Below are 22,407 nucleotides of genomic sequence, written 5' to 3' on the forward strand. Positions count from 1 at the left end.
GAACCACGCTCCGCCGCATGCTACAAGACCTGCCAGATCAAGACCAGCACCACGCCGACCAGGGCCTTGACCAGGTAGCCCTGGATGTCGCCGCCTTGCATCAGGCGCAAGCCGGCGCCGGCGCTGCGCGTCATCCAGCCGGCGCCGTTCACGGCGCCGTCCACCACCGAGTCGTCGAAGCGGCGCACCAGGCGGCTTTTCAGCTCCGTCACGGCGGCCGTGCCGTCCACCAGGCCGTCGATCACCACCCGGTCGAACCAGGCGCAGACCTGGGCCAGCCAGAGGGTGAGGACGATGACGGTGGCGTCGTAGAGTTCGTCGAAGTACCACTTGTTGAAGAGGAATCGGTGCGTGCCGGGGAGGGCCGCCGCCACCCGCTCCGCCGAGATGCGCCGCTTGAGGTAGGTCAGCCAGGCGGCCGTGATGGAGAAGGCCACGATCAGCACGCTGATGATCATGGCCCGCACGTGGGCCGTGTGCTCGATGTGGGCCAGATGGGCCTCGTGCTCCGCGTGGCCGGCCAGGCCGTGCCCGGCGGTGGCCGGCTCGCTGGCCGCGACAGCGGGGGCTTCAGGCGGCACGGCTTCATCGACCGCCGCTTCTTGGACAGCCGGACCCGCCGCCACGGGTCCAGGCAGCGCCTCGCCGACCATCAGGCTGTCCGGCAGCAGCAGCGCGGCGATGGCCAGACTGTCGGCGCGCGCCTGCTCCAGGGCCAGCCCGGCCTCCAGGCGGCGCGTCGCCTGCCAGGTCTCGGCGGCCTGGGCCGCGGCCGGGATCGGCGCGAGGATGGGCTGCGCCGGCTCGGGCACCAGGCGGAAGAACCAGCCGCGCCCCGCGTCGGTGGGGTTGGGCGAGTAGAAGAAGAAGAGCGACAGCACGGAGAGCACGACGAGGGGTCCTGTGATGTTCAGCTTGTTCTCGTGGAAGCGCTCCAGTTCGCCGGGCCGGCCCTGATGTTCGCCGTGGAAGGTGAGGAAGACGAGGCGGAACATGTAGAAAGCGGTGAGCAGGGCTGCGGCGAAGCCGAAGACGGCCAGGGGCCAGTGGGCGGGATGCTCCATGGCGAAGGCGAGGCTGCCCGCCAGGATGGCGTCCTTGCTGATGAAGCCGCTGGTTAGCGGCACGCCGGCCAGGGCGAGGGTGGCGAGCAGGAAAGTCCCGTAGGTGATGGGCAGCCTGCCTTTGAGGCCGCCCATGTTGCGCATGTCCTGCGGGTCCCGCTGATGGTCGTGCACCTGGTGGTAGACATGGTGCATGGCGTGGATGATGGAGCCGGAGCCGAGGAAGAGGCAGGCCTTGAAGAAGGCGTGCGTCATCAGGTGGAGGAAGCCGGCGCTGTAGGCTCCCACGCCCACGGCCATCACCATGTAGCCCAGCTGGCTGATGGTGGAGTAGGCCAGCACGCGCTTGATGTCCCACTGGGTGAGGGCGATGGTGGCGCTCATGAGCGCCGTGAAGCCGCCCACGTAGGCCACCACCAGGCTGGCGTCGAAGGTGAGCAGGAAGAAGACGCGCACCAGCAGGTAGACGCCGGCCGCCACCATGGTGGCGGCGTGGATCAGCGCGCTGACCGGGGTGGGGCCCTCCATCGCGTCGGGCAGCCAGACGTGGAGCGGGAACTGGGCGCTCTTGCCCACGGCGCCGCAGAAGAGGCCGATCCCGGCCAGGGTCATCCAGAGGGAGAGGTCGGCGGGCAGGCCGTGCTCGCCGAAACCGGCCACGATGGCCTCCAGCTCGGCCAGGTTGAAGGTGCCGAACTGCCACATGATGACCATCAGCGCGAAGAGGAAACCCAGGTCGCCCACCCGGTTGACGACGAAGGCCTTCATGCCGGCCTCGGGCGGTCCCTTGCGCTCGAACCAGAAGCCGATGAGCAGGTAGCTGGAAAGGCCGACCAGCTCCCAGCCCATGAAGATGCCGGCCAGGTTGTCGCTGAGCACCAGCCAGAGCATGGAGAAGCTGAAGAGGCCCAGGTAGCCGAAGAAGCGGCCCTTGCGCGGGTCGTCCTCCATGTAGCCCGTGCTGAAGATGTGCACGAGGCCGCTCACCACCGTGACGACGATGAGCATGATCACGGCGATGTTGTCCAGGCGGATGCCCAGCGGCAGGGAGAAGTCCTTCACGCGGATGAAGTCCCACTGCAGCGTGTGGCTCCAGGACGGGTCGCCCGCGGGCAGCATGTGGCCCAGGAAGAGCCAGAGCGAGAGGCCGAGCGAGGCCAGGATGGCGGCGGTGGGCACGTACCAGCCCTGCCGCGGCAGGCGGCTGCCGCCGAAGACCTGGATGGCGAAGGCGGCCAGGGGCAGCAGCAGGACGAGGAGGGCGATGGTGATCGGGGTCATGGCTCAGCCCTGCAGTTCGTGCGCCTCATCCACCTGGATGCTGCGCTGCTGGCGGTAAAGGTTCATGACGATGGCCAGGGCCACGACGGCCTCGGCGGCGGCCAGGATGATGACGAAGATGCTCATCACCTGGCCCTCGATCGGTTTCGCCTGGGTGAAGCGGGAGAAGGCCACGAAGTTGAGGTTGGCGCTGTTGAGGACCAGCTCCACGCCCATGAGCAGGGCGATGGCGTTGCGCCGCGTCACCATGCAGACGATCCCCAGGACGAAGAGGATGGCGCCGATGGCCAAGTAGAAATGCAGGCTCATCGCTCCTCCCCTCCCCGGCGGGCCAGGTGCAGGGCGCCCAGCATGGCTCCCAGCAGCAGGATGGAGGCCACTTCGAAGGGCAGCAGCCAGCTGGTCATGAAGCCCCGCCCGATCTGGGCGGCGGTGGTCTCCGGCAGCGGCGGATAGGAGAGGGGCCAGTTGGCCCGGAAGATGGCCGCCAGCAGTAAAACGAGGAGCAGGGCGCCCAGGGCCAGCCCCTTGCCGCGCCGCGCCGCGCGGCCGGTCAGCTCGGCCGTGGGCAGGGCGGTGGTGAGCAGGATGCCGAAGAGAAGCAGCACGAGCACGCCGCCGATGTAGACCAGCACCTGGGTGGCGGCCAGGAAATCCGCCCCCAGCATGACATAGAGGCCGGCCACGCCGAAGAAGGTGAAGAGCAGGCTGAAGCCGGCGTGCAGCAGCTTGGGCGAGAAGGCCACCCAGGCCGCCGAGGCCACCGTCAACAGCCCGAACATCAGCTCCAGCAGGATTTTAAGATCCATCCGTCCTCCCGGTTCAGGCCGCGGGGCCTTCGCTGCCGCCCGCCTCCGGCGCCGGCGGGGCCTCCGGCGCCGCCTTCGCCTCCGCCTCCGCCCGTGCCTTGGCTTCCGCCGCCGCGGCGGCGGCCTGGGCGGCCTGGCGCTTCTCCTCCTCAAGCGCCTCGCGGGCCTGGCGGATCTCCCCCTCGTCCATGCGGGCGAAGGAGTAGTGCAGGCCCGTCACCTCGGCGCAGCTGTAGTCGAACTTCTCCGTCATGATGAGGCACTCCGTGGGGCAGACATCCACACAGAGCCCGCAGTAGCAGCACTTGGCCATGTCGATGTCGAACCTGGCCAGGTGCAGGGTCTTCTTCTTGCCGTTGGAGGTCCGCCCCAGATCCACCGCCTTGGTGCTCTTCACCGTCTCGATCTCGATGCAGTCCACGGGGCAGGCCTTGGCGCAGTTCAGGCAGCCGATGCAGTCGTCGATGTTGTTGAAAAGCTCGGAGCGCGTGCGCGGCTTGGTGGTGGCCGGCTGGTGCGGCCACTGCACGGTGTTGGGCTTCTCCACCACGCGGGTGATGGTCACGCCCATGCCCTTGACCGCCGTCAGCAGGCTCTCCGCGATGTCGCCGAAGTATCCCATGTCACACGCCTTTCCGGGCCGCCGGGCGGCCGCTAAGCAATCACCAGTTCCCACAAGGCGCCCAGCACCAGGATGCACAAGGCCGCCGGCACCAGGACCTTCCAGCAGACGTGCATGAGCTGGTCCACGCGCAGGCGGGGCAGCGTCATGCGGATCCAGATCTGCAACAGCACGAAGAGATAGGCCTTGCCGAAGAGCCAGAGCGGCCCGGGGATGAAGTCGAGGAAGGGCAGGGCCGGCTGCCAGCCGCCCAGGAAGAGGACGGTGGCCAGCACGCCCACCGCCAGCATGTTGGCGTACTCCGCCAGGAAGAAGAGGGCGAAACGCATCCCCGAATACTCGGTGTGGTAGCCGCCCACCAGCTCGCTCTCGGCCTCGGGCAGGTCGAAGGGCGTGCGGTTCACCTCCGCCAGGCTGGCCACGAAGTAGACAAGGAAGCCGGCCACGAGGAAGGGATTGCGGTGAAGGGCCAGCCCGTTCCAGTTCCAGAAGCCCCCCTCCTGGGCCGCGCAGATGGTCTGCAGGGACATGGAGCCGGCCGCCATCACGACAGCCAGCACGGCCAGGGAGAGGGGGATCTCGTAGCTGACGGCCTGGGCCACGCCGCGCATGGCGCCGTAGAGCGACCACTTGTTGTTGCTGGACCAGCCGGCCATCATGATGCCGGCCACGACGAAGGAGGAGACGGCGAGCACGTAGAAGGCGCCCACGTCCAGGTCGGCGGGGCTGATGCCGCGGGCCAGCGGCACCACGGCGAAGACGGCGAAACTGGCGGCGAAGACGATGTAGGGGGCCAGCTTGAAGAGCGGGCGGTCGATGCCGCGGGCGATGATGTCCTCTTTGAGGAGGAGCTTGACGGCGTCGATGGCCGTCTGGAAGATGCCCTGGGGGCCGTTCTCCATGGGACCGAGGCGGTTCTGCATCCAGGCCGAGACCTTGCGCTCCAGGTAGACCGAGACCAGCGCGTTGGCGGTGATCACGATGGCGATCAGCACGGCGCTGGCGGGAGCCCAGAACCAGAAGATCTGCGTCAGGTCCGTCATGGTGTCTCCTAGCGGTCGATCTCGCCCAGCACGATGTCCAGCGAACCAAGGATCGCCACCACGTCGCCGATGAGGGCGCCGCGGGAGATCTCGTCGATGATGGAGAGGTTGCAGAAGGCCGGGGCCCGCACCTTGACGCGTTCCGGCAGGTTGCCGCCCGTCGAGACGATGTAATAGCCCAGCTCGCCGCGCGGCGTCTCCGTGCGGCAGTAGATCTCCCCGGCCGGCAGCTTGACGCGGCTGGGCGTCTTCTCCCGCACGTCGCCCTCGTGGGGACGCCGCTCGATCGCCTGCCGGATGATGGAGAGCGACTCCTTCATCTCGAGCACCTTCACCCAGTAGCGGTCCCAGCAGTCGCCCACCGTCCCCATCAGGCCCTCGCCCACGCAGACCTTCCACTGGAAGCGGTCGTAGATGGAGTAGGGGTCGTCCCGCCGCAGGTCGAAGTCCACGCCGCTGCCGCGCAGGCTGGGACCGCTCAGGCCCCAAGCCCAGGCCTCCTCCGGCGTGATGACGCCGATCTTGGCCGAGCGGTTGAGGAAGATCTTGTTGAAGGAGAGGAGCGGGTTCAGCTCGTGGTCGATGCGCCGCTCGAACTCGTCGCAGAAGCGCCGGATGCGGTCGTCCATCCCCTCCGGGAAGTCGTGGCTGAGGCCTCCCACCCAGATGTAGTTGTAGAGCAGGCGCGCCCCGCAGATCTCCTCGAAGAAGTCGAGGATGATCTCCCGGTCGCGGAAGCAATAGAAATAGGGGGTGAGGGCGCCCAGGTCGAGACCGAAGGTGCCGATCGCCACCAGGTGGCTGGCGATGCGGTTCAGCTCGGCCACGATGACGCGCATGTACTCGACCTTCTCCGGCACCTCCAGGCCCAGCATCCGCTCGCAGGCGATGGCGAAGCCCAGGTTGTTGTTCATGGAGGCCAGGTAGTCCATGCGGTCGGTGAAGGGCAGGATCTGGGGCGGGGTCAGTTTCTCGCAGTGCTTCTCGAAGCAGCGGTGCAGGTAGCCGATGTGGGGCCTGATCCCCGCCACCTCCTCGCCGTCCGTCTTCAGCTCCAGGCGCAGCACGCCGTGGGTGGAGGGATGCTGCGGCCCCATGTTGAGGATCATCAGCTCGCCGTCGGGGCCGTGGTCGGGCACCCGGCTGCCATGGATGAACAGGTCGCGTGATTCCATGAAGGGGCCTCTAGTCCAGCGGCATGCCGTTGTAGGTGGCGGGGGTGACGTAGTCCTTGCGCAGGGGATGTCCCTCCCAGTCGTCCGGGCAGAGGATGCGGCGCAGGTCGGGGTGGCCCCGGTAGATGAGACCCACCATGTCGAAGGCCTCGCGCTCGTGCCAGTCGGCCGTGGGCCACACCGCCGCCACGCTGGGCAGCACCGGGTCGGCGGCGTCGACGACCACTTTCACCCCCAGCTTGTGGCGGTGCCGCATGCTGAAGACGTGGATCACGCTCCACAGCTTGTCGCCCTCGGGGCCGGGGGCGTGGACACCGGAGAGGCACATCAGCTCGTTGCAGGCGAGGGCCGGATCGTCCCGCAGGAGCAGGGCGAGGGCGGGCAGGCTCTCCCGCTCCACCAGCACCCAGGGGCTGAAGGCGTCGGCGTGCTCTTCGAGGACGGCCTCGGGCAGGGCGGTCCGGATCTGCCGGACCAGCTCGGCGAATTCCATGGGTTCCTCAGGCATTGCGGGCGTCGGCGCCCTGGCGGGGTTTCTTGCCCCGAATGATGTCGCGCAGCAGCTCCATCCCTTCCAGCAGGGCCTCGGGCCGGGGCGGGCAGCCCGGGATGTAGACGTCCACCGGGATGATGCGGTCCACGCCCTTGAGCACGTGGTAGCCGTGCTGCCAGTAGGGGCCGCCGCAGTTGGCGCAGCTGCCCATGCTGATGACGAACTTGGGCTCCGCCATCTGCTCGTAGAGCAGTTTGACGCGGCTGGCCATTTTCATCGTCACCGTGCCCGCCACGATCATGCAGTCCGCCTGGCGGGGGGTGGGACGGAAGACCTCGCTGCCAAAGCGGGCCAGGTCGAAGCGCCCGGCGCCGGCGGCCATCATCTCGATGGCGCAGCAGGCCAGGCCGAAGGTCATGGGCCACAGGCTGCGGGCAATCGCCTCGTTGACCAGCCACTCGGCGCTGGTGAGCAGGATGTTGCCGTCCTCGTGGCGTTCGATGGGCAGGTTCACGCCGTCCGTCCTTTCTCCGCGGCCGCGGCCCTGAGGAAGCGCCGGCTACGCACCCACTCAAGATCCCCCTTCGCCCAGGCGTAGACCAGTCCGGCGGCGAGGATGCCCACGAAGACCAGCATCTCGAGGAAGGCGAAGGCGCCCAGCTCCTTGAAGACGACGGCCCAGGGGAAGAGGAAGACCACCTCCACGTCGAAAATGATGAAGACAAGAGCCACCGTGTAGAAGCGGTTGTTGAACTGCATCCAGGGCGAGCCCACCGGCGTCTCGCCGCACTCGTAGATCTGAAGCTTGAGTTCGGTGGGATTGTGCGGGCGGATGAAGGAGGACAGGGCGAGGGCGACGACGCCGATGAGCAGGCCCATCACCATGAAGACCAGCACCACCCCGAAGGCGAATTGCATGCCCGCTCCTCTCCCTATGCGGCGGCCCGGACGCCCAGGAGCCGCAGGATCTCCCCCTGCTCCCGGGCCGCCAGACCGACCAGCATGAACTCCTCGTCGAACTCGGTGGCGGCCGGCAGGGCGCGGCATTGGTCCGCCACAATCAGCAGGGCGATCCGGCCCTGCTCCAGATCCGCCAGCAGGCGCCGCCGCCGCTCCCGGACGCTCCAGCCCCTCACCGCCGGGACGGGCGGAGCCGCCTCGGCCAGGCCGGACAACTCCAGCAGGGCCAGCAGCGCAGGCTCTTGGCTGGGAGCGGGATCAGCGCCGGCCAGGATGGCCCGCAGGCGCCAGAGCAGCTCCTCCACGTCCCTGAGCCGCTCCGTCACAGGCGCAGCTTGAACGCTGTCCAGGAGGCGCCCCAGGCTGGACAAGCGCTCCCTTTGCCCGCGCAGCAGCAGGGCCAGCAGATAGATGCCTTCCAGGGGGGAACAAGCGGCAGGAACGCGAATGCGTTGGGGGTCGATCACCGGCTTGCCTTTCCTGCCGCCGCAGCGGCGAACCCTTCATATCGAGGTGCGCGGCCCGACAGTCTGCCGAACCGGTTCGGGATGAAGGTAGCGCAGCCGCCTCCGACAGTCAAGAAGTTAACAACATGAACTGTTCGCTACCTGAAGAAGTCTCCCCCGGCAAGGCCCCACAGTGGCCGGATGGATCGGCCGATGGCCCCGGATCGACTGCCAGATGCGCCCGGGTGCAGGTGCGCCGGCACTATCCCTCATTGGGGAAGGCCGTCGTTCCGGCCCTGATCCATGGACACAGCAAGTGGAGGAAGCCATGATTCGACGCGCCTCGGCCCATTGGCAGGGCGATCTCAAGACGGGCAAGGGCACGGTCTCGGCGGCGGGCGGTGCCCTGGACCAGACGCCTTACTCCTTCCACAGCCGTTTCGAGGACGGCCCCGGCACCAATCCGGAGGAACTCATCGCCGCGGCCCACGCCGGTTGTTTCTCCATGGCGCTATCCGGCCAGCTGGCCAGCGCCGGCCTGAGCGCGGACCACATCCGCACCAGCGCCGAATTGACGCTGGAACGCCTGGAGGCCGGCTTCACCATCACGCGGGTCCACCTGGTCGTGCGCGCCACGGTGCCCGGGGCCAGCGCGGAGGCCTTCCACACCGCGGCGGCCAACGCCAGGAACGGATGTCCCGTCTCGCGCCTGCTCAAGGCCGAGATCACGATGGATGCCGTGCTGGAGTAAGTGGCGGAGCGCAGCGGCTCAGGCGGAGGGAGTCAGGGTGCCGGGACGCCCCCCCAGCTCCGCGTAGCGGCGCTGCAAGGCCTGCAAGTCTTCCCAGGCCGGACGTTTCCACTGCTGGTTGCGCAGCAGGGCGGCCGGATGGTAGCTGGCGCGCAGGGGCCGGCCGTTGAAGACATGCTCGCGGCCGCGCATGGCGGCCAGGGTCGCCTCGCCGCCCAACAGGGCCCGGGCGGCCACCCGACCCAGGGCGAGCATGAGCTTCGGTTGCAGGAAGTGCAACTGGTGGTCGAGCAAGGTGCGGCAGGCTGCCAGTTCCCCGGGCAGGGGATCCCGGTTGATCGGCGGCCGGCATTTCAGCGTGTTGCAGATGTAGACATCCTGACGGGCGAAGCCGATGGCCGCCAGCATCTTGTCCAGCAGCTGCCCGGCCGCGCCGACAAAGGGCTCGCCTCTCAAATCCTCCTGCTCCCCGGGCGCCTCGCCCACGATGACAAGATCGGCCGTGGGCGAACCCACGCCGAACACACTGCATGTGCGGCTCTTGCCCAGCTCGCAGCGCCGGCAGACGGTGGCGGCCAGGCGCACCTCCTCCAGGCTCTTCCAGCTTGGCAGGAAGACGGCCGGGACCGGTGGCGGGGGTGGCGCGGGCGAGGGGCCGGACGCCGTGGCGGCGGGTCGTGCCAGGGACAGGGGCGCGGATTCCGGCTGGCCGACCACTGATGGGGCCGCCTTGGCGCGCGCCATGGCCAGCAGGCCGGCGTGGCGGAAGAGACGCGGGTCCACCCCGGGCGGCAGAGGCAGGGGTCCGAAGGGGGCCTGCTCCTCCAGCAGCTCCAACAGGCGGTCCTTGACGCGCCCGCTCATGGCCGGGCCGGCAGAAGGCGGGCGGCCTGGAGCAGGATCTCCCGCGCGGCGTCAAGTTTGTCCAGCAAGGGCAGCTCGGCGCAGGTGCCGTCCCGCGCCAGGATCGTCACCTCATTGGTGGTGGAGCCGAAGGCGGAGCCGGGACGCCGGGGATTGTTCAGGCAGATGAGGTCCAGATCCTTGCGGCGCAGCTTGTCCAGGGCCAGGGCGCGGGCCTGGGCGGAATCCTCCTCCACCTCCAGGGCGAAGCCCACATGGACGCGCCCTTGGCGGCCGGGCAGCCCGGCCAGCGAGGCGAGGATGTCCTCGGTGGGATGGAGAACAAGTTCCCAGGCGGCTCCGTCCTTCTTGCGCTTGCCCGGATGCGATTCCGGCCGGTAGTCGGCCACCGCCGCGCACATCACCACCAGATCCGCCGTGGCGGACAGCTCCTTCATGGCCTCGGCCATGGCGGCGGCGCTGCGCACGTCGGTGCGGCAGACGCCCAGCGGCGTGGGCCAGGGGACCGGCCCGGCCACCAGGCTCACCTCGGCGCCCATGCGCTGGGCCATCCGCGCCAGGGCGAAGCCCATCCTGCCGCTGGAGCGGTTGCTGAGGACGCGCACCTCGTCGATCTCCTCCACCGTCGGGCCGGCGCTGACCAGCACGCGCCGACCGCTCAGCTCCCCGCTGCGGAGGGCGAGCCAATCCAGCCATTCAAGAATCGTCTCCGGCTCGGCCATGCGGCCGGCGCCGGTCTCTCCGCAGGCCAGCCAGCCGGATCCGGGCGGCACCAGCTGGTGCCCGTCCGCCTCCAATTGGGCGCAGGCCCGGCGGATGGCCGGATTGTCCCACATGCGGTGGTTCATGGCCGGCGCGAAGAGGATGGGCCGGTCGAAGGCGCAGAGCAGGGTGGAAAGGAAGTCGTCGGCGATGCCGGCGGCGGCCTTGGCCAGGATGTTGGCCGTGGCCGGGGCCACCACCACATGGTCGGCCCAGGCCGACAGGTCGATGTGCTCGGCGCCGTCGACCCGGTACTCGGCGAAGGGGTCCGCCGCCACCGGGTGTCCCGACAGGGTGGAGAAGGTCAACGGGCCCACGAACTGGGCCGCATGACGGGTCATCACCACCCGCACATCGCAACCAGCGTCCACCAGCCGCCTCAGCAGCAGGCAGGACTTGTAGGCCGCGATCCCGCCGGTGACGCCCAGCAGGACCTTGCGGCTAGCGGCTCTCTCCATCGACCGGGTCCAGGTAATCGAAAGCGGTTTTGCCATCCAGCATCTCCCGCATGGCCTGAACGGTGGGCTTGGTGAAGGCGGGCAGCTCGATCTCCTCCGGTTCCTCAGGAGCGTCCTCGCTCAGGTTGAGCGTGGCCTGATACTCCTCGTGGATGCGGGAGAGGATGGACTTCTGGTGTTCGTTCACCTGGCGCGCGCGCAGGCCCATCACGAGGATGGCCTCGTAGACGTTCTGGTTGCGCTGCTCCAGGTCTTCCTTGGTCGTGTCATGCATGATGCGCATGCCGTTCCTCCAGGTTGTTCGCGGCCGGCAGGAAGGCCTCCAGGCAGCCGCGCAGGGCATGATAGCTTGTCTCCAAATCATCGTTGACCACCAGGCGGTCGAAGCGCGAGGCCAGCGCCAGCTCCTCGCGGCTGCGCTGCAGGCGAATGCGGATCTGCTCCTCGCTCTCGCTGCGCCGCAGGCGGAGGCGCTCCTCCAGGGCGGCCAGGGAGGGCGGGGCGATGAAAACGAGCAGGGCCTCGGGATAGAGATGCTTGAGGGTGAGCGCCCCCTTCACATCCACGTCGAAAAGGACGTGCCGGCCGGCCTGGCGCAGACGCTCGATCTCCTCCTTCATGGTGCCGTATCGATGGGCGTGGAGGGCCTCCCACTCGGCGAAGTCGCCCCTCTCCACCCGCCGCGTGAATTCAGCCTCGTCCAGGAAGTAATACTCCCGCCCCTCCACCTCGCCCGGCCGGGGGGGGCGGGTGGTGCAGGAAACGGCGAAAGCGAAGACGGGATGTTCCTTCAGCAGGCGCTTGAGCAGAGTGCTCTTGCCCGCGCCGGAAGGCCCCGCCACGACCACAAGGCCGCCCGTCTCCCGTCCGGCGCCAGCCGGCTTCCTGTTCATCCCGGGTTGACTCATCACTCGACGTTCTGCACCTGCTCGCGGATGCGCTCCACCTCTTCCTTGATCTGCACGACCAAGTGGGTGATCGTCGTGTCCGGCGATTTGGAGCTGACCGTGTTGGCCTCGCGCACCAGCTCCTGCAGAATGAAGCCCAATTTGGAGCCGGCCGGCTGCCCGCTGGCCAAGGTCTGGCGGAACAGGTCCACATGGCTGCGGAAGCGCGTGATCTCCTCCGAGATGTCCTGCTTGTCCAGCATGAGGGCGACTTCCATCTCAAAGCGCTCGGGGCGAAGCTCGGAACCCTCCAGCAGGCGGGCCAGCCGTTCCTGCAACTGGCGGCGGATCTCAGGCCGGTTCCGCTCCCAGGCCTGCGCCACGCCGGCGAACAACGCCTCGATGCGCGCCAGGCGCTGGATGAAATCCTCGTGGAGGGCGGCCCCCTCCCGGCGGCGCGTCTCCTGGAAAGCCGCCAGGGACTGGGCCAAGGCCTCGCGGGCCACCGCCCACAGCTCCTCGTTCTCCCCCGATCCCTCGTTGGAAGCCAGGACGCCGTCCAGCCCCAGCAGCTCGCGGCTGCCCAGGTTGTCCGGCACTTGCAGGCGCTCGGACAATTGGCGGGCGGCGTCGCGGTAGGCGCGGGCCAGCCCCTCGTCCACCTCGACCCGGATCTGGGCCGCCGCCGTGCGTGTCACGCTCATGTAGAGACTGAGCTTGCCGCGGCTGATCGCCTGCTTGAGCAGTTCGCGGAGCGGATGCTGATAGGACAGCAGGGTCCGCGGCAGCTTGAGCCCGACTTCCAGGTAGCGGTTGTTCAGGCTGGACAACTCGGCCTGGACCAGATAGCCGGTCCCGTTGACGGCCGCCCGGCCGAAGCCGGTCATGGATTGGATCATGTCTCCCCTGACGTGAACCCGTCCCCCCGCCGAGACAGGAGGACGGGCGTGCCTCATGCGAATCATCCTCTACCCGAGATAGGCCTTCAAGTTCTTGCTGCGGCTGGCGTGCCGCAGCCGGCGCAGGGCCTTCTCCTTGATCTGCCGCACACGCTCCCGGGTCAGGCTGAACTTCTCCCCGATCTCCTCCAGGGTCATGGGGTGCTCGCGGTGCAGGCCGAAGTAAAGCCGCACCACTTCCGCCTCGCGATCCGAGAGGGTGGCCAGGGCGCGCTGCACCTCCGTGCGGAGGGATTCGCCCATCAGGTTGGAGTCGGGCGCCGGCTGGGACTCGTTGTGCAGGATGTCCAGCAGGCGGTTCTCCTCCCCCATGTTGAAGGGCGCGTCCATGGAGAGATGGCGACCGGAGCGCTTCATGGTGTCGGTCACCTCGAAGGCCGACATCTCCAGCTCGTGGGCGATCTCGTCAGGCGTCGGCTCGCGCTCCATCTGCTGTTCCAGATGGTTGTAGGTCTTGCCGATCTTGTTGAGGGCCCCCACCCGGTTGAGGGGCAGGCGCACCACGCGACTCTGCTCGGCCAGGGCCTGCAGGATGGACTGGCGGATCCACCACACCGCATAGGAGATGAACTTGAAGCCGCGGGTCTCGTCGAAGCGCTTGGCCGCCTTGATCAGGCCCAGATTGCCCTCGTTGATCAAGTCGCACAGGTCCAGACCCTGGTTCTGGTACTGCTTGGCCACGGACACGACAAAGCGCAGGTTGGCCTTGGTCAGCGTCTCAAGCGCGGTCTGGTCGCCCTTCTTGATCCGCTTGGCCAGCTCGATCTCCTGGTCCGCGGTGAGCAGCTCCACCTCGCCGATCTCCTGGAGGTATCGCTCCAAGGTCTGGTTCGCTCGCACGGCAAACTCCGTTATTCCCCGAGGTCGATCGCCTCGATCGTTTTGCGGTTCCCGCGGATGATGTGCACGAGAATCGCCGCTTGCTTCTTGGTCAGTTCCTTTTCCGCACTGACAAAGTCTTTGACCGTGCGGATGGGGGTCCGATCCAGGCGGGTGATCACATCGCCCACCCGCAGCTGGCGCCGGGCCGGAGAATCACGCCGGATGGCCGTGATCACCACGCCCCGGTTCTGGCGGACCAGGGTCTCGTCCAGGTTGTAGCGACGGATTTGATTGTCATCCGCTTCCGCCACGTCCAGCCCCAACCTGTCCGGTTCCGCCACGGGACTTGGGGGAGTGGCCGGCCGTTCCTCCTTGAGGGCGGCGGCCCGGTCGGCCAGGACGAAGGTCAGGCTGCGCTCCTTGCCGTCCCGCAAAATCCGGGCCTTCACCTTCTGGCCGGGCGAAGTCTGGGCGACCTGCATGCGGAAATCGCTGACATTGACCACCGTTTTGCCGTTCCAGTCGAGGACGACGTCACCCGCCGCCAGATCGCCCGCGGCCGCGGGACCATCGTCCTGCACGGAGTCCACGAAAATGCCCTGGGTGTCCTCGTCCAGCCGGAGGGCTTTCTTCAACTCGGCGGTCAACTCGCGGGGAACCATGCCCAGGTAGCCGCGCACCACGGCGCCGTGATCCCGCAGGTCCAGATAGACCTTGCGCGCCATATTGATGGGAATGGCGAAACCGATGCCCTGGGCGCGCGTGTTGATGGCCGTGTTGATGGCCATCACCTGGCCATGGATGTTGACCAGGGGCCCGCCCGAGTTGCCGAAGTTGATGGAGGCGTCCGTCTGCAGGAAGTTTTGGAAGACGGGTCCGCCACCCGAGATATTGAGGTTGGCGCGGCCCGTGGCGCTGATCACGCCCACCGTCACCGACTGCTCCAGGCCATAGGGATTGCCGATGGCGATGGCCCAGTCCCCGATACGGATGGCGTCCGAGTCCCCCAACGGCGCGGCGCGCCCGGCGGCATGGCGGGCGTCGATCTTGACGACGGCCACGTCCGTCTCCGGATCGGAGCCGATCACCTTGCCGCTCACTTCCTTCTTGTTGGAGAGGACCACGGTCAGCTCGCTGGCGTTCTCGATGACATGGTTGTTGGTCAGGATGTACCCGTCCTCGTCGATGATGAAGCCTGTGCCCGAGCTGCTGCGCTCCTCCGGCAGATCTTGATGGAAGCGGTCGTTGGGCATGCCGAACCATTCCGGACCGAAGCCGAACCAGCCCTCGCCGCCACCGCGTCGGGCGGTCGTCACTTTGATGTGGACAACCGAAGGCAGCAAACGATCGGCCACGGCCACGAAGGGTGAACTGCCGCGCTCGTCCACCGTCAGGGGCAGCGAGGCCGGCATGATCAGCCCGTGTTGGGCCGGGTAGCTCGGGGTGGAACGCCACAGGCCGGCCAGGCCCGACGAGGACCAGCCTCTTCCCGATGCAAAAATTACGCCGAGAATCAGCAGAACCGTTGCCAGGATGCCGGTGAGAATGCTAGTTTTGATCAGCTTCAAGTGTTCGGTTTTCATTGCGATTTTTCCCCAGAATGACTAAGGTAGCGTTCCCCTTTTGTTCGGGCAACGCGGTTCGGAAATTTCCCTGGACACCTCAGCCATGCCCGCATGCTCGGCGGACCATCGTGTCCACGTGGCCGCACACAACCGCTTGACAGCGTGAATTGTTCCATGACGGAGCTGTGATGGCGCGGATCCATGTCGCTGAGGCGGATCCGAGGCGCTGATCGACCTTGTTGCCGCCCGTGCAGGCTGGCGGCCGTGCTAGTCGGGATACAGCAAGTATGGGCGCCGCAAGTCGCGCCACGCCTTGTCATCCAGCCCCAGCTTGCGGCGCAGCAACTCCATTCCCCCGCCGCCCTCCAGCGCCAGGCGGACCTGATCGGTGCCCATCGCCTTGTCGAACATGCGGCGCTGGTTGACCGACCCGCGGGAGGCCAGGGAGTCCAGCTCCTGGCTCAGAATTTCCAGCAAGGCCAATTGGGCCCCGCCTGGATCGACCACGGACCAATCCGTGACCAGGAGGCGGATGCCCCGGCATGTTCTGCCGTTCCAGCTTCCACTGCTGGGTGTCCAGGTCCAGGGCTGGGCCCGCAGGCCGGGCAACTGCGCATCATTGAAGCGCTCCGCCAGGTGGTTGCCGTCCAGTTGGTCGCTCCCTGCCACCCAAAAGGGGGAGGCCGTGCCGATGCCAATGGAGACGGCCCCCAACTCACCCAGGGGACCGGTGATGCTCATGGCGAGGGGCGTGTCCCAGGTGGGCACGTTGGGCGAGGTGGGCACCCAGGGCAGACCCGTGTCCACAAAGGTCATGGCGCGGGACCAGCCGCTCATGGGAATGACCTTGAGTCGGCAGCCGATGCCGAAAGCCTCGTTGAAGAGGCGGGCCAGTTCGCCCACCGTCATGCCGGGCAGATAGGGAACGGGGTAGGGCCCGATGAAGCTGGCAAAGGCCGGATCCAGGGTCAGGCCGGCCACGCGCCAGCCTCCCAGCGGATTGGGACGGTCAAGCACGATCACCTCGACATCCGCCCGGCGGGCCCCCTTCATCACCTCGGCCAAGGTGGACGTGTAGGTGTAGGGACGCAGGCCGATGTCCTGGATATCGAACAAGACCACGTCCAGCCCGGCCAGGAGGGTGGGCTCCACCGCCCGGCTGCCTTGATAGAGGCTGCTTACGGGCAGACCGGTCGGGCCGTGGATCTCGTCACGCACCGTCTCGCCGGCCGGCCGGCTGCCGTCCAGCCCGTGTTCGGGGGAAAAGAGGCGCAGGAGACGGAGATCGCGCCGCTCATGAAGGCGGCGGATGGTGGAGCGGCCCTCCCCATCGATGCCGGTCTGGTTGGTCACCAGGCCCAGACGACGCCCCATGACGCAAGCGAGGGAATCCTCCAGCAACACCTCGATGCCCGGACGCACGCGGGCGGAGCTGATCGTGACGCAGCACGCCAGGAGGCCGGCGAGCACGGCCAGGACGAGCAGCATCCATGTTCGCACCATGTCGGATCCTCAGTTGGGGTTGGAGGCCAGCCAGGCGGCCAGGCGGACCAGGATCTCATTGCGGACGCGCAGGGCCTGTGCGGCTGACTGCTGGCCCGTGATGATCAGGCAGAAGGCGACGCGGGGCGGGCCGCCCGTCCCCAGGTAGCCCGCCAGACTGCTTACGCCGCGCAGCGTGCCCGTCTTGGCGGCCAGGTCCACCCCTGCCGGCAGCAGCGGCGGCGAGACGCGCATGGTGCCCTCCCCCGGCCGGGGAAGCAGGGCCGCCAATTGTCCCGGATGGCGCCGCTCCATGCCGGCCAGAAGCTGCACGAACTGCCGGGGGGCCACGGCATTGTAGCGGGAGAGGCCGGAGCCGTCCACCTGACGCAGCCAATCGGTCACGCCCAGGCTGTCCCTCATCACCTCCTGGGCCAGGAGCGCCGCCCGCTCCCAGCCTCCCTTGCCCGGCTGTGGTCGCTCGGCCGCCACGCCCTGGAAGAGGCACTCGGCGCCCAGGTTCCAGCTCTCCGTCAGCATGCTGTCCAGCACCTGGACAAGGGGGGGACCGGCATGGCGGAACCAGGCCATGCCACGGGGGAGGGCGCCGGTCCAGTTCAGACGGGGCGGGCGGGTGGTCCCGAAGACCTCCTGGGCCGCCTCGTGGCAGACGGAGCGGAAGAGGGAATCCGGGTACTCCACGTTGCAGGCCGGCTCGGGAGGCCGCACCCACCAGCGGCCCGAACGAGGCTTGAGATCGGCCGGGAGCAGGGGTGACAGGAAGACGAAGCGGTCGCGGGCGGCGGGCCAATCCCGTTCCAGGCTGGCCGGGACGTTCCGGGCGGCCGGCTCCTGGCGCAAGTCCAGCAAGGCGGAGCCGGGGATATCCCAGGCCACCGGACCGGGCTCGGCGACCAGGCTGTTGCCCTGCACCGTGAGCAGGCTGGGCCGCGCTGTGAAGGGGTCGCTGCCGTCGTCCCACATCCAGCCGGGACCCAGACGAAGCGGATCAAAGGAGTTGGGCATGATGCGCAGCTCGCCCACCTCATCCACTCCGTCCTGCCACACGTGTTGGAAGAGGCGGACAAGATCCCGGCGCTTCAAGGTCGGGTCCCCGGCCGGTTGCACGTAAAGGGCCCCGGCCCGCCGGCGTCCCGTGTGCGGGTTCACGACGAGGGCGGCCGGATCATAGCCGGCGCGGGTGAGCAGGCGATGGCGCGGCCCCTGCAACTCATAGGCGAGGGCGGCGGTGCAGAGCTTGATGAGCGAGGCCGGCGTCTGCCGCTGCTCCGCCTGGCGGCCGTAGAGCAGGGCCCCCGTCGTGTCGGCCAGATCCAGGATGGCCAGTTGGACCAGCAGGGCCTGGCCGCCCTGGCGGTCCAACCATTGCACCAGGGAGTCGGGCAGCGCCGGCAGGGGCGCGGCGGCCATGGCGGCGGCCTGGGGCGAGGATGGGTGGTCCAGGCGCCCTCCCGCCGCCATCAACAGGCCCGGCAGCAGCCACCACCAATGGCGCATCAGACGCGGCCCTCCGCCCGCAGTCGGCGGTTCAGCACCCGCCGTCGGACGATCGCCTCGTGCCGGATGCGCGTCTTGTTGCCGATCTTCATGTCCGCGCTGCGCTTGACGTCGGTGTTGTCCGGGTGTCGACGATAGCGGTAAAGCACCTCGTGGAGCTTGCCCGCCTCGTACTTTTCCACCACGCGGGCCACCAGGTCGTAGTCCTCGGCGAAGTCGCCGTAGCGCTCCTCGTCGAAGCCGCCCATCTCCTCGATCACGGCGCGGTGCCAGACGCGCACGGCGCCGGCGCCATCCACCCGCAGGTGGTTGTTGGGATCGTACTCGAGATGCTTGATGATCCCCAGCTCAGGGATCGGCTCGCCTTCCTCCGTGATCAACTCGTAGTAGGAGATGGCCAGGCCCCAGGTCGGGTTGGCCTCCAGGCCCCCCACGGCGGCGGCCAGGGTGCGCGGCATATACTCGTCGTCGGAGTCCAGCTGGGCCACGTAGCGGCCCGTGGCGTGGCGCACGCCCAGGTTGAGGGCGCGGGCGATGACGTTGCGGTCGTTCACCAGCAGGCGGACCCGCGGGTCGCGCGCCGCCCAGGCCTGCACCACCTCCGCGCCATCATCGGTGGAGCAGTTGTCCACGCAGAGGATCTCGACTTGGGGCCAGCCGCCCGCCAGCACGGAGGCGATGGCCCGGTCCAGGAAGCGCCCGCGGTTGTGGAAGGGGATGACCACGCTGACGCTGCCCGGCTCGCCCACGGGCGACACGGCGGCGGGCGGATGGCTCAGGTAGGCCTCGTGGCGGCGCAAATGGTTCTTGAAGGCCGTCTCGAATTCCATTTCCTCGGCCGGGCCGTAGAAGAGATAGGTGAACCCGCCCTGGGGACCCTCTCCCGGTGAAAAGACCTTGGAGGCGCCCAGTTGCCGGGCGGCCACGCTGTCTCCCTGGCGCGGGCGGATGGCGCAGAGCACGGCGCCCAGGCTTTCCCAGGGAGACTCGTCCTGCATGCGCAGGCGCAGGTCGTACTCCTGGGCCGTGTTGAAGGCCTGATCGTAGCCGCCCGCCTGGAGCAGCGCCTCACGGACGAGGAAGACCAGGGGGCCGACGTTGATCCGCTCCGTGAGGTCGCCCGGCCAGAGGCGCGGCTCCACGACCCGTTCCCCCTCCGCCGTGATCTCGCGGTAGTGCCCGTAAAAGGCGCCGGCCCGCGGCGAGGTCTTGCGTCCCAACAGGGCGCGCTCCAGGGCCTCGCGCTCCAACTCCAGGCCCTCCGGCAACTCGGCCACAAGCGGAGCCGGCCAGCGCTGGATGAGGGCGGCCTTCATCGAGGACAGGTTGCGGAACTCGTCTGTGACGAGGCGGAAACGTGGATCGCCCGCGGGCAAGGTGTCCGTGAACGGTCGGCCGTTGCTGCAGACCAGAGCCTGGAAGTCGCCCAGGCTTTGCCCAAGCAGGCTGTCGATGGTGCGGCCCAGGGCGGCGCCGCCCTCCAGCACGGGAAGGACGAGAAGGATCTGGGGCATGGGACTCCTCTGGCCTGAGGGGCTGTCATGAAAGGGGGCGCCGTGGCGCCCCCTTTCCATCAAATGCGGAAGGACCCTACTTGACCAGGATCATCTTCTTCAAGTCGCTGAAGCTCGGAGTCTCCAGCTTGTAGAAGTAGACACCGCTGGCCAGGCTGGCCCCGTCGAAACTGACCGTGTAGCGGCCCGCGGCTTTCTGGCCGTTGACCAGGGTGGCCACCTTGGCGCCCAGCATGTTGTAGACGCTCAGGTTGACCTGGCCCGCCACCGGCAGCGCGAACTCGATGCTGGTGGTGGGGTTGAAGGGGTTCGGGTAGTTCTGGCCCAGGCTGTAGGCGGTGGGCAGGCGGTTCTCGACGCTGGTGTAGAACTGCACATAGTTGGCCGGATCGCTGCGGTTCTCGTGGTAGTCCACGGCCACGGCCCAGAAATACACGGGCTGGTTCTCCACCAGCTGGCCGAAGGGCAGGGAGAAGGTGGCGCTGGTCTGGGGACCCTCATAGAGCGGCACGCCGGTGTTGATGTCGTTCTGCAGGGAGCTGGTCACGATGAAGCGGTCGAAATCGTTGACCGGATTCTGGTTCCAGCTCAGGGGGAGACGGTCTTCGGTGGGCGGCCAGGCGTCATAGGCCCAACCGGCGTCATCCAGACCCGTCACCATCACGGGCACGATGTTGTCCACGGAGAAGCCCTGCATGACGGCGGAGGGGATGGGCACCGGGAAATGCACGCTGTGCGTCCCGATCATGAAGGAATGGATGTTCTCATGGCCTTCGTACTGGTCGTCGAGGGTGGCCACCTGCACGTTGTAGGTCATGCCGGGGATGCCCAGGGCGGCGACGGTGCCAGCGGAGACCCACTCGTTCTCGCCCATGCCCGGGTACTGCATCCACACCGAGTACATGGTGGTGGGATTCATCCAGGAGCCGTCGTTGGGGCTGGCCGCGAACTGGACGACGACGTAGCCGCCCTGGTCGTTGGGCCGGTCGTTGACCGCCAGGATGCTGGCCGGGTGCATGATCTGGAACTGGTTGAAGGGGAAGGCGCCCATGTCGGCCGGCGTGCCGTCGGGGTCGATCTCCAGCTCGCTGACGGAGACGTCGATGATGCAGTTGACCTCGGTGGGATCGCTCAGGGACCAGTAGGAGACGTTGAAATTCATGGCCATGGGGTTCACATAGCCCGGGTTGCAGTACCAGGCCGGCAGCACCATGTCATCGGGGAAGCCCGAGTTCTGCGGATAGATGTTGGTGAAGAAGACGTTGGTGAAGCCCACACCCGTCACATCCGTGTTGGCCGGAGTGGCGAAGGTGATGAGGTTCATGCCGGACTCGAAGAGGGCGTTGGCGCCGCCCAGGAAGATGCCGCCGCTGGTCGTGCCATGGTTGTGGGAAATGGTGCTGTTGTAGACGGACAGCACGCCGCCGTCCGCCACGTAGGCCGCCGCGCCGTTGCCCACGCAGGTGTTGTGGGCGATGAGGCAATTGAAGAGGCGGACCCAGCCGCCATCCTCCACCGTGATGGCGCCGCCGTCATCCCCGGAGTGGACGTCCGTGATGGAACAGAAGGTGAGGTCCGCGTCGGCTCCTTCGCCGAAGACGATGCCGTTCCAGTCCTCGCCCACGAAGCGGATCCAGTTCCCGCGAGTGCCCTGGGCCTCCATGTCGCCCTGGATGATGAGGCTGGTTCCCGGCAGGCCGTAGACCTCCATGCCCGCCTCGATGTGCAGCAGCTCACCCGCCTCGACCGTGAAGTCCTCGGTGAGGGCGACCTGGCCGCCGGGGAAGTTGGCGAAGGTCCACTCCAACCCTGGATTGAAGGGCACGCAACCGTCCAACTCCTCCCCCGTGATGTCCACGTTCACCGGAAAGAGGGGTCCGCAGCCGTAGAACATGCTGAAGATGGGAGGCAGGTGGGTGAATTCGAAATGGAAGCCCGGCCCGTCGAAACTGACCCACAGCTCGTCGATGATGTAGGTCAAGGCGCAATTGACCTGGGCATCGGCATCCGCTTGGAATGAATACACCAAGGGCTGGCCGCTCGGACCGAAAATGTTGCAATTGATGGTGTAGGTTTGGGCCGGGTTGGCCGGATTGTACATGTGGACGGTGGCCGCGCTGGGGGCGCAGGAGTTCGGGTTCCAGCAGGCGACAGCATCCAGGTCCGACAGGTCGACGTCCCACTGGAAGATTGCAAAGGCGCTGTTGGCGCCCGCCAGGGTCAACAGCCCAAGCAGCAGGTGTTTCTTCATCTCGCTCTCCCATCTCATTTGGAATTGGCTTTCGGCTTCTCGATCGGGCGCCAGGCGCTGAACTGGACCTGCTCGGGCGTCAGGTCGAAGAAGCCTGGCTGGGCCTTCCACGGCGTGCTGTCGCAGTAGTGGGTGGCCTTCTCCTTCTCCTCGGCGTTGTAGACGCGGACGATGACCTGCTCCCAGACCTGGATGCGGTTGTCCGTGGGATCCCGCTCCTCGATGAAGATGGTCATCGTGGCGGCCACCATGCCGGGATCCCCGTTCATCAGGTTCTTGAAGCGCGCCTCGTTGTATTCCGGATTTACCAGGTCGATGCGGTCGTCGCCGATTGCGAAAGGCGGATCGACCTCGCCCACGACGGTGATCACCTCGATGTGGCGCTGGGTGAGGGGCTGCATGCCGCCGGGGGCGGTCAGGCGGAAGCCGGTCAGGCTGGCATAGCCCGGCATGACCAGCGGCGTGGCGGGCATATCCTCCACCGCCGCGGGCGGGGGTGGCGGCGCCGTCTCGGCCAGCAGGGGCAGCGGCACGAGCAGGGCGGACAGAAGCCAGCCCCGCAAACCTCGCAGATCGGGCATGGATGCTTTTCCTTTCGCGATTGGCTGACGCGCAAAAAATGTAAGGAATCCAGTCAACCCGACAATCTCCTGTCGTCCGAGGCAAGCTGGGTCCACCATG

The 22,407-nt window shown here is 67.6% G+C and carries 23 protein-coding genes; 1 reads left to right on the top strand and 22 read right to left on the bottom strand.

Annotation, left to right across the window (positions count from 1 at the left end; genetic code table 11):
* Positions 1–20: 20 nt before the first annotated feature.
* From nuoL to Q8O14_11240, 10 genes are read right to left on the bottom strand one after another with little or no spacing between them, the layout of a single operon-like run.
* On the bottom strand, positions 21–2,345 hold the full coding sequence (gene nuoL / locus Q8O14_11195; protein MDP2361296.1) for an NADH-quinone oxidoreductase subunit L: 2,325 nt from the start codon (positions 2,343–2,345) through the stop codon (positions 21–23).
* Between the two features lie 3 nt (positions 2,346–2,348).
* Positions 2,349–2,654 carry an NADH-quinone oxidoreductase subunit NuoK gene (nuoK, locus tag Q8O14_11200; GenBank protein MDP2361297.1) on the bottom strand — a complete coding sequence of 102 codons (306 nt, stop codon included), beginning with the start codon at positions 2,652–2,654 and terminating at the stop codon, positions 2,349–2,351.
* Complete coding sequence (locus Q8O14_11205) at positions 2,651–3,154, bottom strand: NADH-quinone oxidoreductase subunit J (protein MDP2361298.1); 504 nt, start codon at positions 3,152–3,154, stop codon at positions 2,651–2,653. The genes nuoK and Q8O14_11205 overlap by 4 nt, the downstream gene beginning before the upstream one ends.
* A gap of 13 nt (positions 3,155–3,167) precedes the next feature.
* On the bottom strand, positions 3,168–3,776 hold the full coding sequence (locus Q8O14_11210) for a 4Fe-4S binding protein (protein MDP2361299.1): 609 nt from the start codon (positions 3,774–3,776) through the stop codon (positions 3,168–3,170).
* 32 nt (positions 3,777–3,808) lie between these two features.
* A complete protein-coding gene (gene nuoH / locus Q8O14_11215; protein ID MDP2361300.1) occupies positions 3,809–4,819 on the bottom strand; it encodes an NADH-quinone oxidoreductase subunit NuoH in 1,011 nt (336 codons plus the stop codon).
* 8 nt (positions 4,820–4,827) lie between these two features.
* Positions 4,828–5,994: an NADH-quinone oxidoreductase subunit D gene (locus Q8O14_11220; GenBank protein MDP2361301.1), complete on the bottom strand. Its 1,167-nt coding sequence runs from the start codon at positions 5,992–5,994 to the stop codon at positions 4,828–4,830.
* A gap of 10 nt (positions 5,995–6,004) precedes the next feature.
* Entirely contained in the window at positions 6,005–6,487 is a 483-nt protein-coding gene (locus Q8O14_11225) for an NADH-quinone oxidoreductase subunit C (protein ID MDP2361302.1), read from the bottom strand.
* 7 nt (positions 6,488–6,494) lie between these two features.
* Positions 6,495–7,001 (bottom strand): NADH-quinone oxidoreductase subunit B family protein, encoded by a 507-nt coding sequence (locus Q8O14_11230; GenBank protein MDP2361303.1) that lies wholly within the window; start codon positions 6,999–7,001, stop codon positions 6,495–6,497.
* Positions 6,998–7,405, bottom strand: a complete 408-nt coding sequence (locus Q8O14_11235; GenBank protein MDP2361304.1) for an NADH-quinone oxidoreductase subunit A — start codon at positions 7,403–7,405, stop codon at positions 6,998–7,000. The genes Q8O14_11230 and Q8O14_11235 overlap by 4 nt, the downstream gene beginning before the upstream one ends.
* A 14-nt stretch (positions 7,406–7,419) precedes the next feature.
* Positions 7,420–7,914 carry a hypothetical protein gene (locus Q8O14_11240; GenBank protein ID MDP2361305.1) on the bottom strand — a complete coding sequence of 165 codons (495 nt, stop codon included), beginning with the start codon at positions 7,912–7,914 and terminating at the stop codon, positions 7,420–7,422.
* A 307-nt stretch (positions 7,915–8,221) separates the two neighbouring features.
* Here Q8O14_11240 and Q8O14_11245 point away from each other — a divergent pair, with 307 nt between their 5' ends.
* Complete coding sequence (locus tag Q8O14_11245) at positions 8,222–8,644, top strand: OsmC family protein (GenBank protein ID MDP2361306.1); 423 nt, start codon at positions 8,222–8,224, stop codon at positions 8,642–8,644.
* A gap of 18 nt (positions 8,645–8,662) precedes the next feature.
* Here Q8O14_11245 and Q8O14_11250 read toward each other — a convergent pair whose 3' ends face one another.
* From Q8O14_11250 to Q8O14_11305, 12 genes are all read right to left on the bottom strand, one after another.
* A complete protein-coding gene (locus Q8O14_11250; GenBank protein ID MDP2361307.1) occupies positions 8,663–9,508 on the bottom strand; it encodes a uracil-DNA glycosylase in 846 nt (281 codons plus the stop codon).
* Positions 9,505–10,728 (bottom strand): bifunctional phosphopantothenoylcysteine decarboxylase/phosphopantothenate--cysteine ligase CoaBC, encoded by a 1,224-nt coding sequence (gene coaBC, locus Q8O14_11255; protein MDP2361308.1) that lies wholly within the window; start codon positions 10,726–10,728, stop codon positions 9,505–9,507. The genes Q8O14_11250 and coaBC overlap by 4 nt, the downstream gene beginning before the upstream one ends.
* Positions 10,712–11,011: a DNA-directed RNA polymerase subunit omega gene (locus Q8O14_11260; GenBank protein ID MDP2361309.1), complete on the bottom strand. Its 300-nt coding sequence runs from the start codon at positions 11,009–11,011 to the stop codon at positions 10,712–10,714. The genes coaBC and Q8O14_11260 overlap by 17 nt, the downstream gene beginning before the upstream one ends.
* Positions 10,995–11,621 carry a guanylate kinase gene (gene gmk / locus Q8O14_11265; protein ID MDP2361310.1) on the bottom strand — a complete coding sequence of 209 codons (627 nt, stop codon included), beginning with the start codon at positions 11,619–11,621 and terminating at the stop codon, positions 10,995–10,997. Before gmk ends, Q8O14_11260 begins: the two co-directional genes overlap by 17 nt.
* Positions 11,622–11,635: 14 nt before the next feature.
* On the bottom strand, positions 11,636–12,514 hold the full coding sequence (locus Q8O14_11270) for a YicC/YloC family endoribonuclease (GenBank protein ID MDP2361311.1): 879 nt from the start codon (positions 12,512–12,514) through the stop codon (positions 11,636–11,638).
* A 69-nt stretch (positions 12,515–12,583) separates the two neighbouring features.
* Complete coding sequence (locus Q8O14_11275) at positions 12,584–13,414, bottom strand: sigma-70 family RNA polymerase sigma factor (protein MDP2361312.1); 831 nt, start codon at positions 13,412–13,414, stop codon at positions 12,584–12,586.
* An 11-nt stretch (positions 13,415–13,425) separates the two neighbouring features.
* Positions 13,426–14,979: a trypsin-like peptidase domain-containing protein gene (locus Q8O14_11280; GenBank protein ID MDP2361313.1), complete on the bottom strand. Its 1,554-nt coding sequence runs from the start codon at positions 14,977–14,979 to the stop codon at positions 13,426–13,428.
* Positions 14,980–15,228: 249 nt separating this feature from the next.
* Positions 15,229–16,464 (bottom strand): DUF1343 domain-containing protein, encoded by a 1,236-nt coding sequence (locus Q8O14_11285; protein MDP2361314.1) that lies wholly within the window; start codon positions 16,462–16,464, stop codon positions 15,229–15,231.
* Between the two features lie 9 nt (positions 16,465–16,473).
* Complete coding sequence (locus Q8O14_11290) at positions 16,474–17,961, bottom strand: D-alanyl-D-alanine carboxypeptidase (GenBank protein ID MDP2361315.1); 1,488 nt, start codon at positions 17,959–17,961, stop codon at positions 16,474–16,476.
* Positions 17,961–19,475 (bottom strand): glycosyltransferase, encoded by a 1,515-nt coding sequence (locus Q8O14_11295; protein MDP2361316.1) that lies wholly within the window; start codon positions 19,473–19,475, stop codon positions 17,961–17,963. Before Q8O14_11295 ends, Q8O14_11290 begins: the two co-directional genes overlap by 1 nt.
* Positions 19,476–19,551: 76 nt before the next feature.
* Positions 19,552–21,726, bottom strand: a complete 2,175-nt coding sequence (locus tag Q8O14_11300; GenBank protein MDP2361317.1) for a T9SS type A sorting domain-containing protein — start codon at positions 21,724–21,726, stop codon at positions 19,552–19,554.
* Positions 21,727–21,740: 14 nt separating this feature from the next.
* Positions 21,741–22,307: a hypothetical protein gene (locus Q8O14_11305; GenBank protein ID MDP2361318.1), complete on the bottom strand. Its 567-nt coding sequence runs from the start codon at positions 22,305–22,307 to the stop codon at positions 21,741–21,743.
* Positions 22,308–22,407: the final 100 nt, after the last annotated feature.

This window comes from bacterium (genome assembly GCA_030685015.1).
Classification (GTDB): domain Bacteria; phylum CAIWAD01; class CAIWAD01; order CAIWAD01; family CAIWAD01; genus CAIWAD01.

What these genes read in the sequence shown, in the direction of transcription:
- Q8O14_11210 (MDP2361299.1), bottom strand. Translation starts at nt 3,776, where the DNA reads ATGGGATACTTCGGCGACATCGCGGAGAGCCTGCTGACGGCGGTCAAG.
- Q8O14_11205 (MDP2361298.1), bottom strand. Translation starts at nt 3,154, where the DNA reads ATGGATCTTAAAATCCTGCTGGAGCTGATGTTCGGGCTGTTGACGGTG.
- Q8O14_11235 (MDP2361304.1), bottom strand. Translation starts at nt 7,405, where the DNA reads ATGCAATTCGCCTTCGGGGTGGTGCTGGTCTTCATGGTGATGGGCCTG.
- Q8O14_11270 (MDP2361311.1), bottom strand. Translation starts at nt 12,514, where the DNA reads ATGATCCAATCCATGACCGGCTTCGGCCGGGCGGCCGTCAACGGGACC.
- Q8O14_11225 (MDP2361302.1), bottom strand. Translation starts at nt 6,487, where the DNA reads ATGGAATTCGCCGAGCTGGTCCGGCAGATCCGGACCGCCCTGCCCGAG.
- coaBC (MDP2361308.1), bottom strand. Translation starts at nt 10,728, where the DNA reads ATGGAGAGAGCCGCTAGCCGCAAGGTCCTGCTGGGCGTCACCGGCGGG.
- Q8O14_11300 (MDP2361317.1), bottom strand. Translation starts at nt 21,726, where the DNA reads ATGAAGAAACACCTGCTGCTTGGGCTGTTGACCCTGGCGGGCGCCAAC.
- Q8O14_11305 (MDP2361318.1), bottom strand. Translation starts at nt 22,307, where the DNA reads ATGCCCGATCTGCGAGGTTTGCGGGGCTGGCTTCTGTCCGCCCTGCTC.
- Q8O14_11280 (MDP2361313.1), bottom strand. Translation starts at nt 14,979, where the DNA reads ATGAAAACCGAACACTTGAAGCTGATCAAAACTAGCATTCTCACCGGC.
- Q8O14_11245 (MDP2361306.1), top strand. Translation starts at nt 8,222, where the DNA reads ATGATTCGACGCGCCTCGGCCCATTGGCAGGGCGATCTCAAGACGGGC.
- nuoH (MDP2361300.1), bottom strand. Translation starts at nt 4,819, where the DNA reads ATGACGGACCTGACGCAGATCTTCTGGTTCTGGGCTCCCGCCAGCGCC.
- gmk (MDP2361310.1), bottom strand. Translation starts at nt 11,621, where the DNA reads ATGAACAGGAAGCCGGCTGGCGCCGGACGGGAGACGGGCGGCCTTGTG.
- nuoL (MDP2361296.1), bottom strand. Translation starts at nt 2,345, where the DNA reads ATGACCCCGATCACCATCGCCCTCCTCGTCCTGCTGCTGCCCCTGGCC.
- Q8O14_11250 (MDP2361307.1), bottom strand. Translation starts at nt 9,508, where the DNA reads ATGAGCGGGCGCGTCAAGGACCGCCTGTTGGAGCTGCTGGAGGAGCAG.
- Q8O14_11290 (MDP2361315.1), bottom strand. Translation starts at nt 17,961, where the DNA reads ATGCGCCATTGGTGGTGGCTGCTGCCGGGCCTGTTGATGGCGGCGGGA.
- Q8O14_11285 (MDP2361314.1), bottom strand. Translation starts at nt 16,464, where the DNA reads ATGGTGCGAACATGGATGCTGCTCGTCCTGGCCGTGCTCGCCGGCCTC.
- Q8O14_11295 (MDP2361316.1), bottom strand. Translation starts at nt 19,475, where the DNA reads ATGCCCCAGATCCTTCTCGTCCTTCCCGTGCTGGAGGGCGGCGCCGCC.
- Q8O14_11220 (MDP2361301.1), bottom strand. Translation starts at nt 5,994, where the DNA reads ATGGAATCACGCGACCTGTTCATCCATGGCAGCCGGGTGCCCGACCAC.
- nuoK (MDP2361297.1), bottom strand. Translation starts at nt 2,654, where the DNA reads ATGAGCCTGCATTTCTACTTGGCCATCGGCGCCATCCTCTTCGTCCTG.
- Q8O14_11260 (MDP2361309.1), bottom strand. Translation starts at nt 11,011, where the DNA reads ATGCGCATCATGCATGACACGACCAAGGAAGACCTGGAGCAGCGCAAC.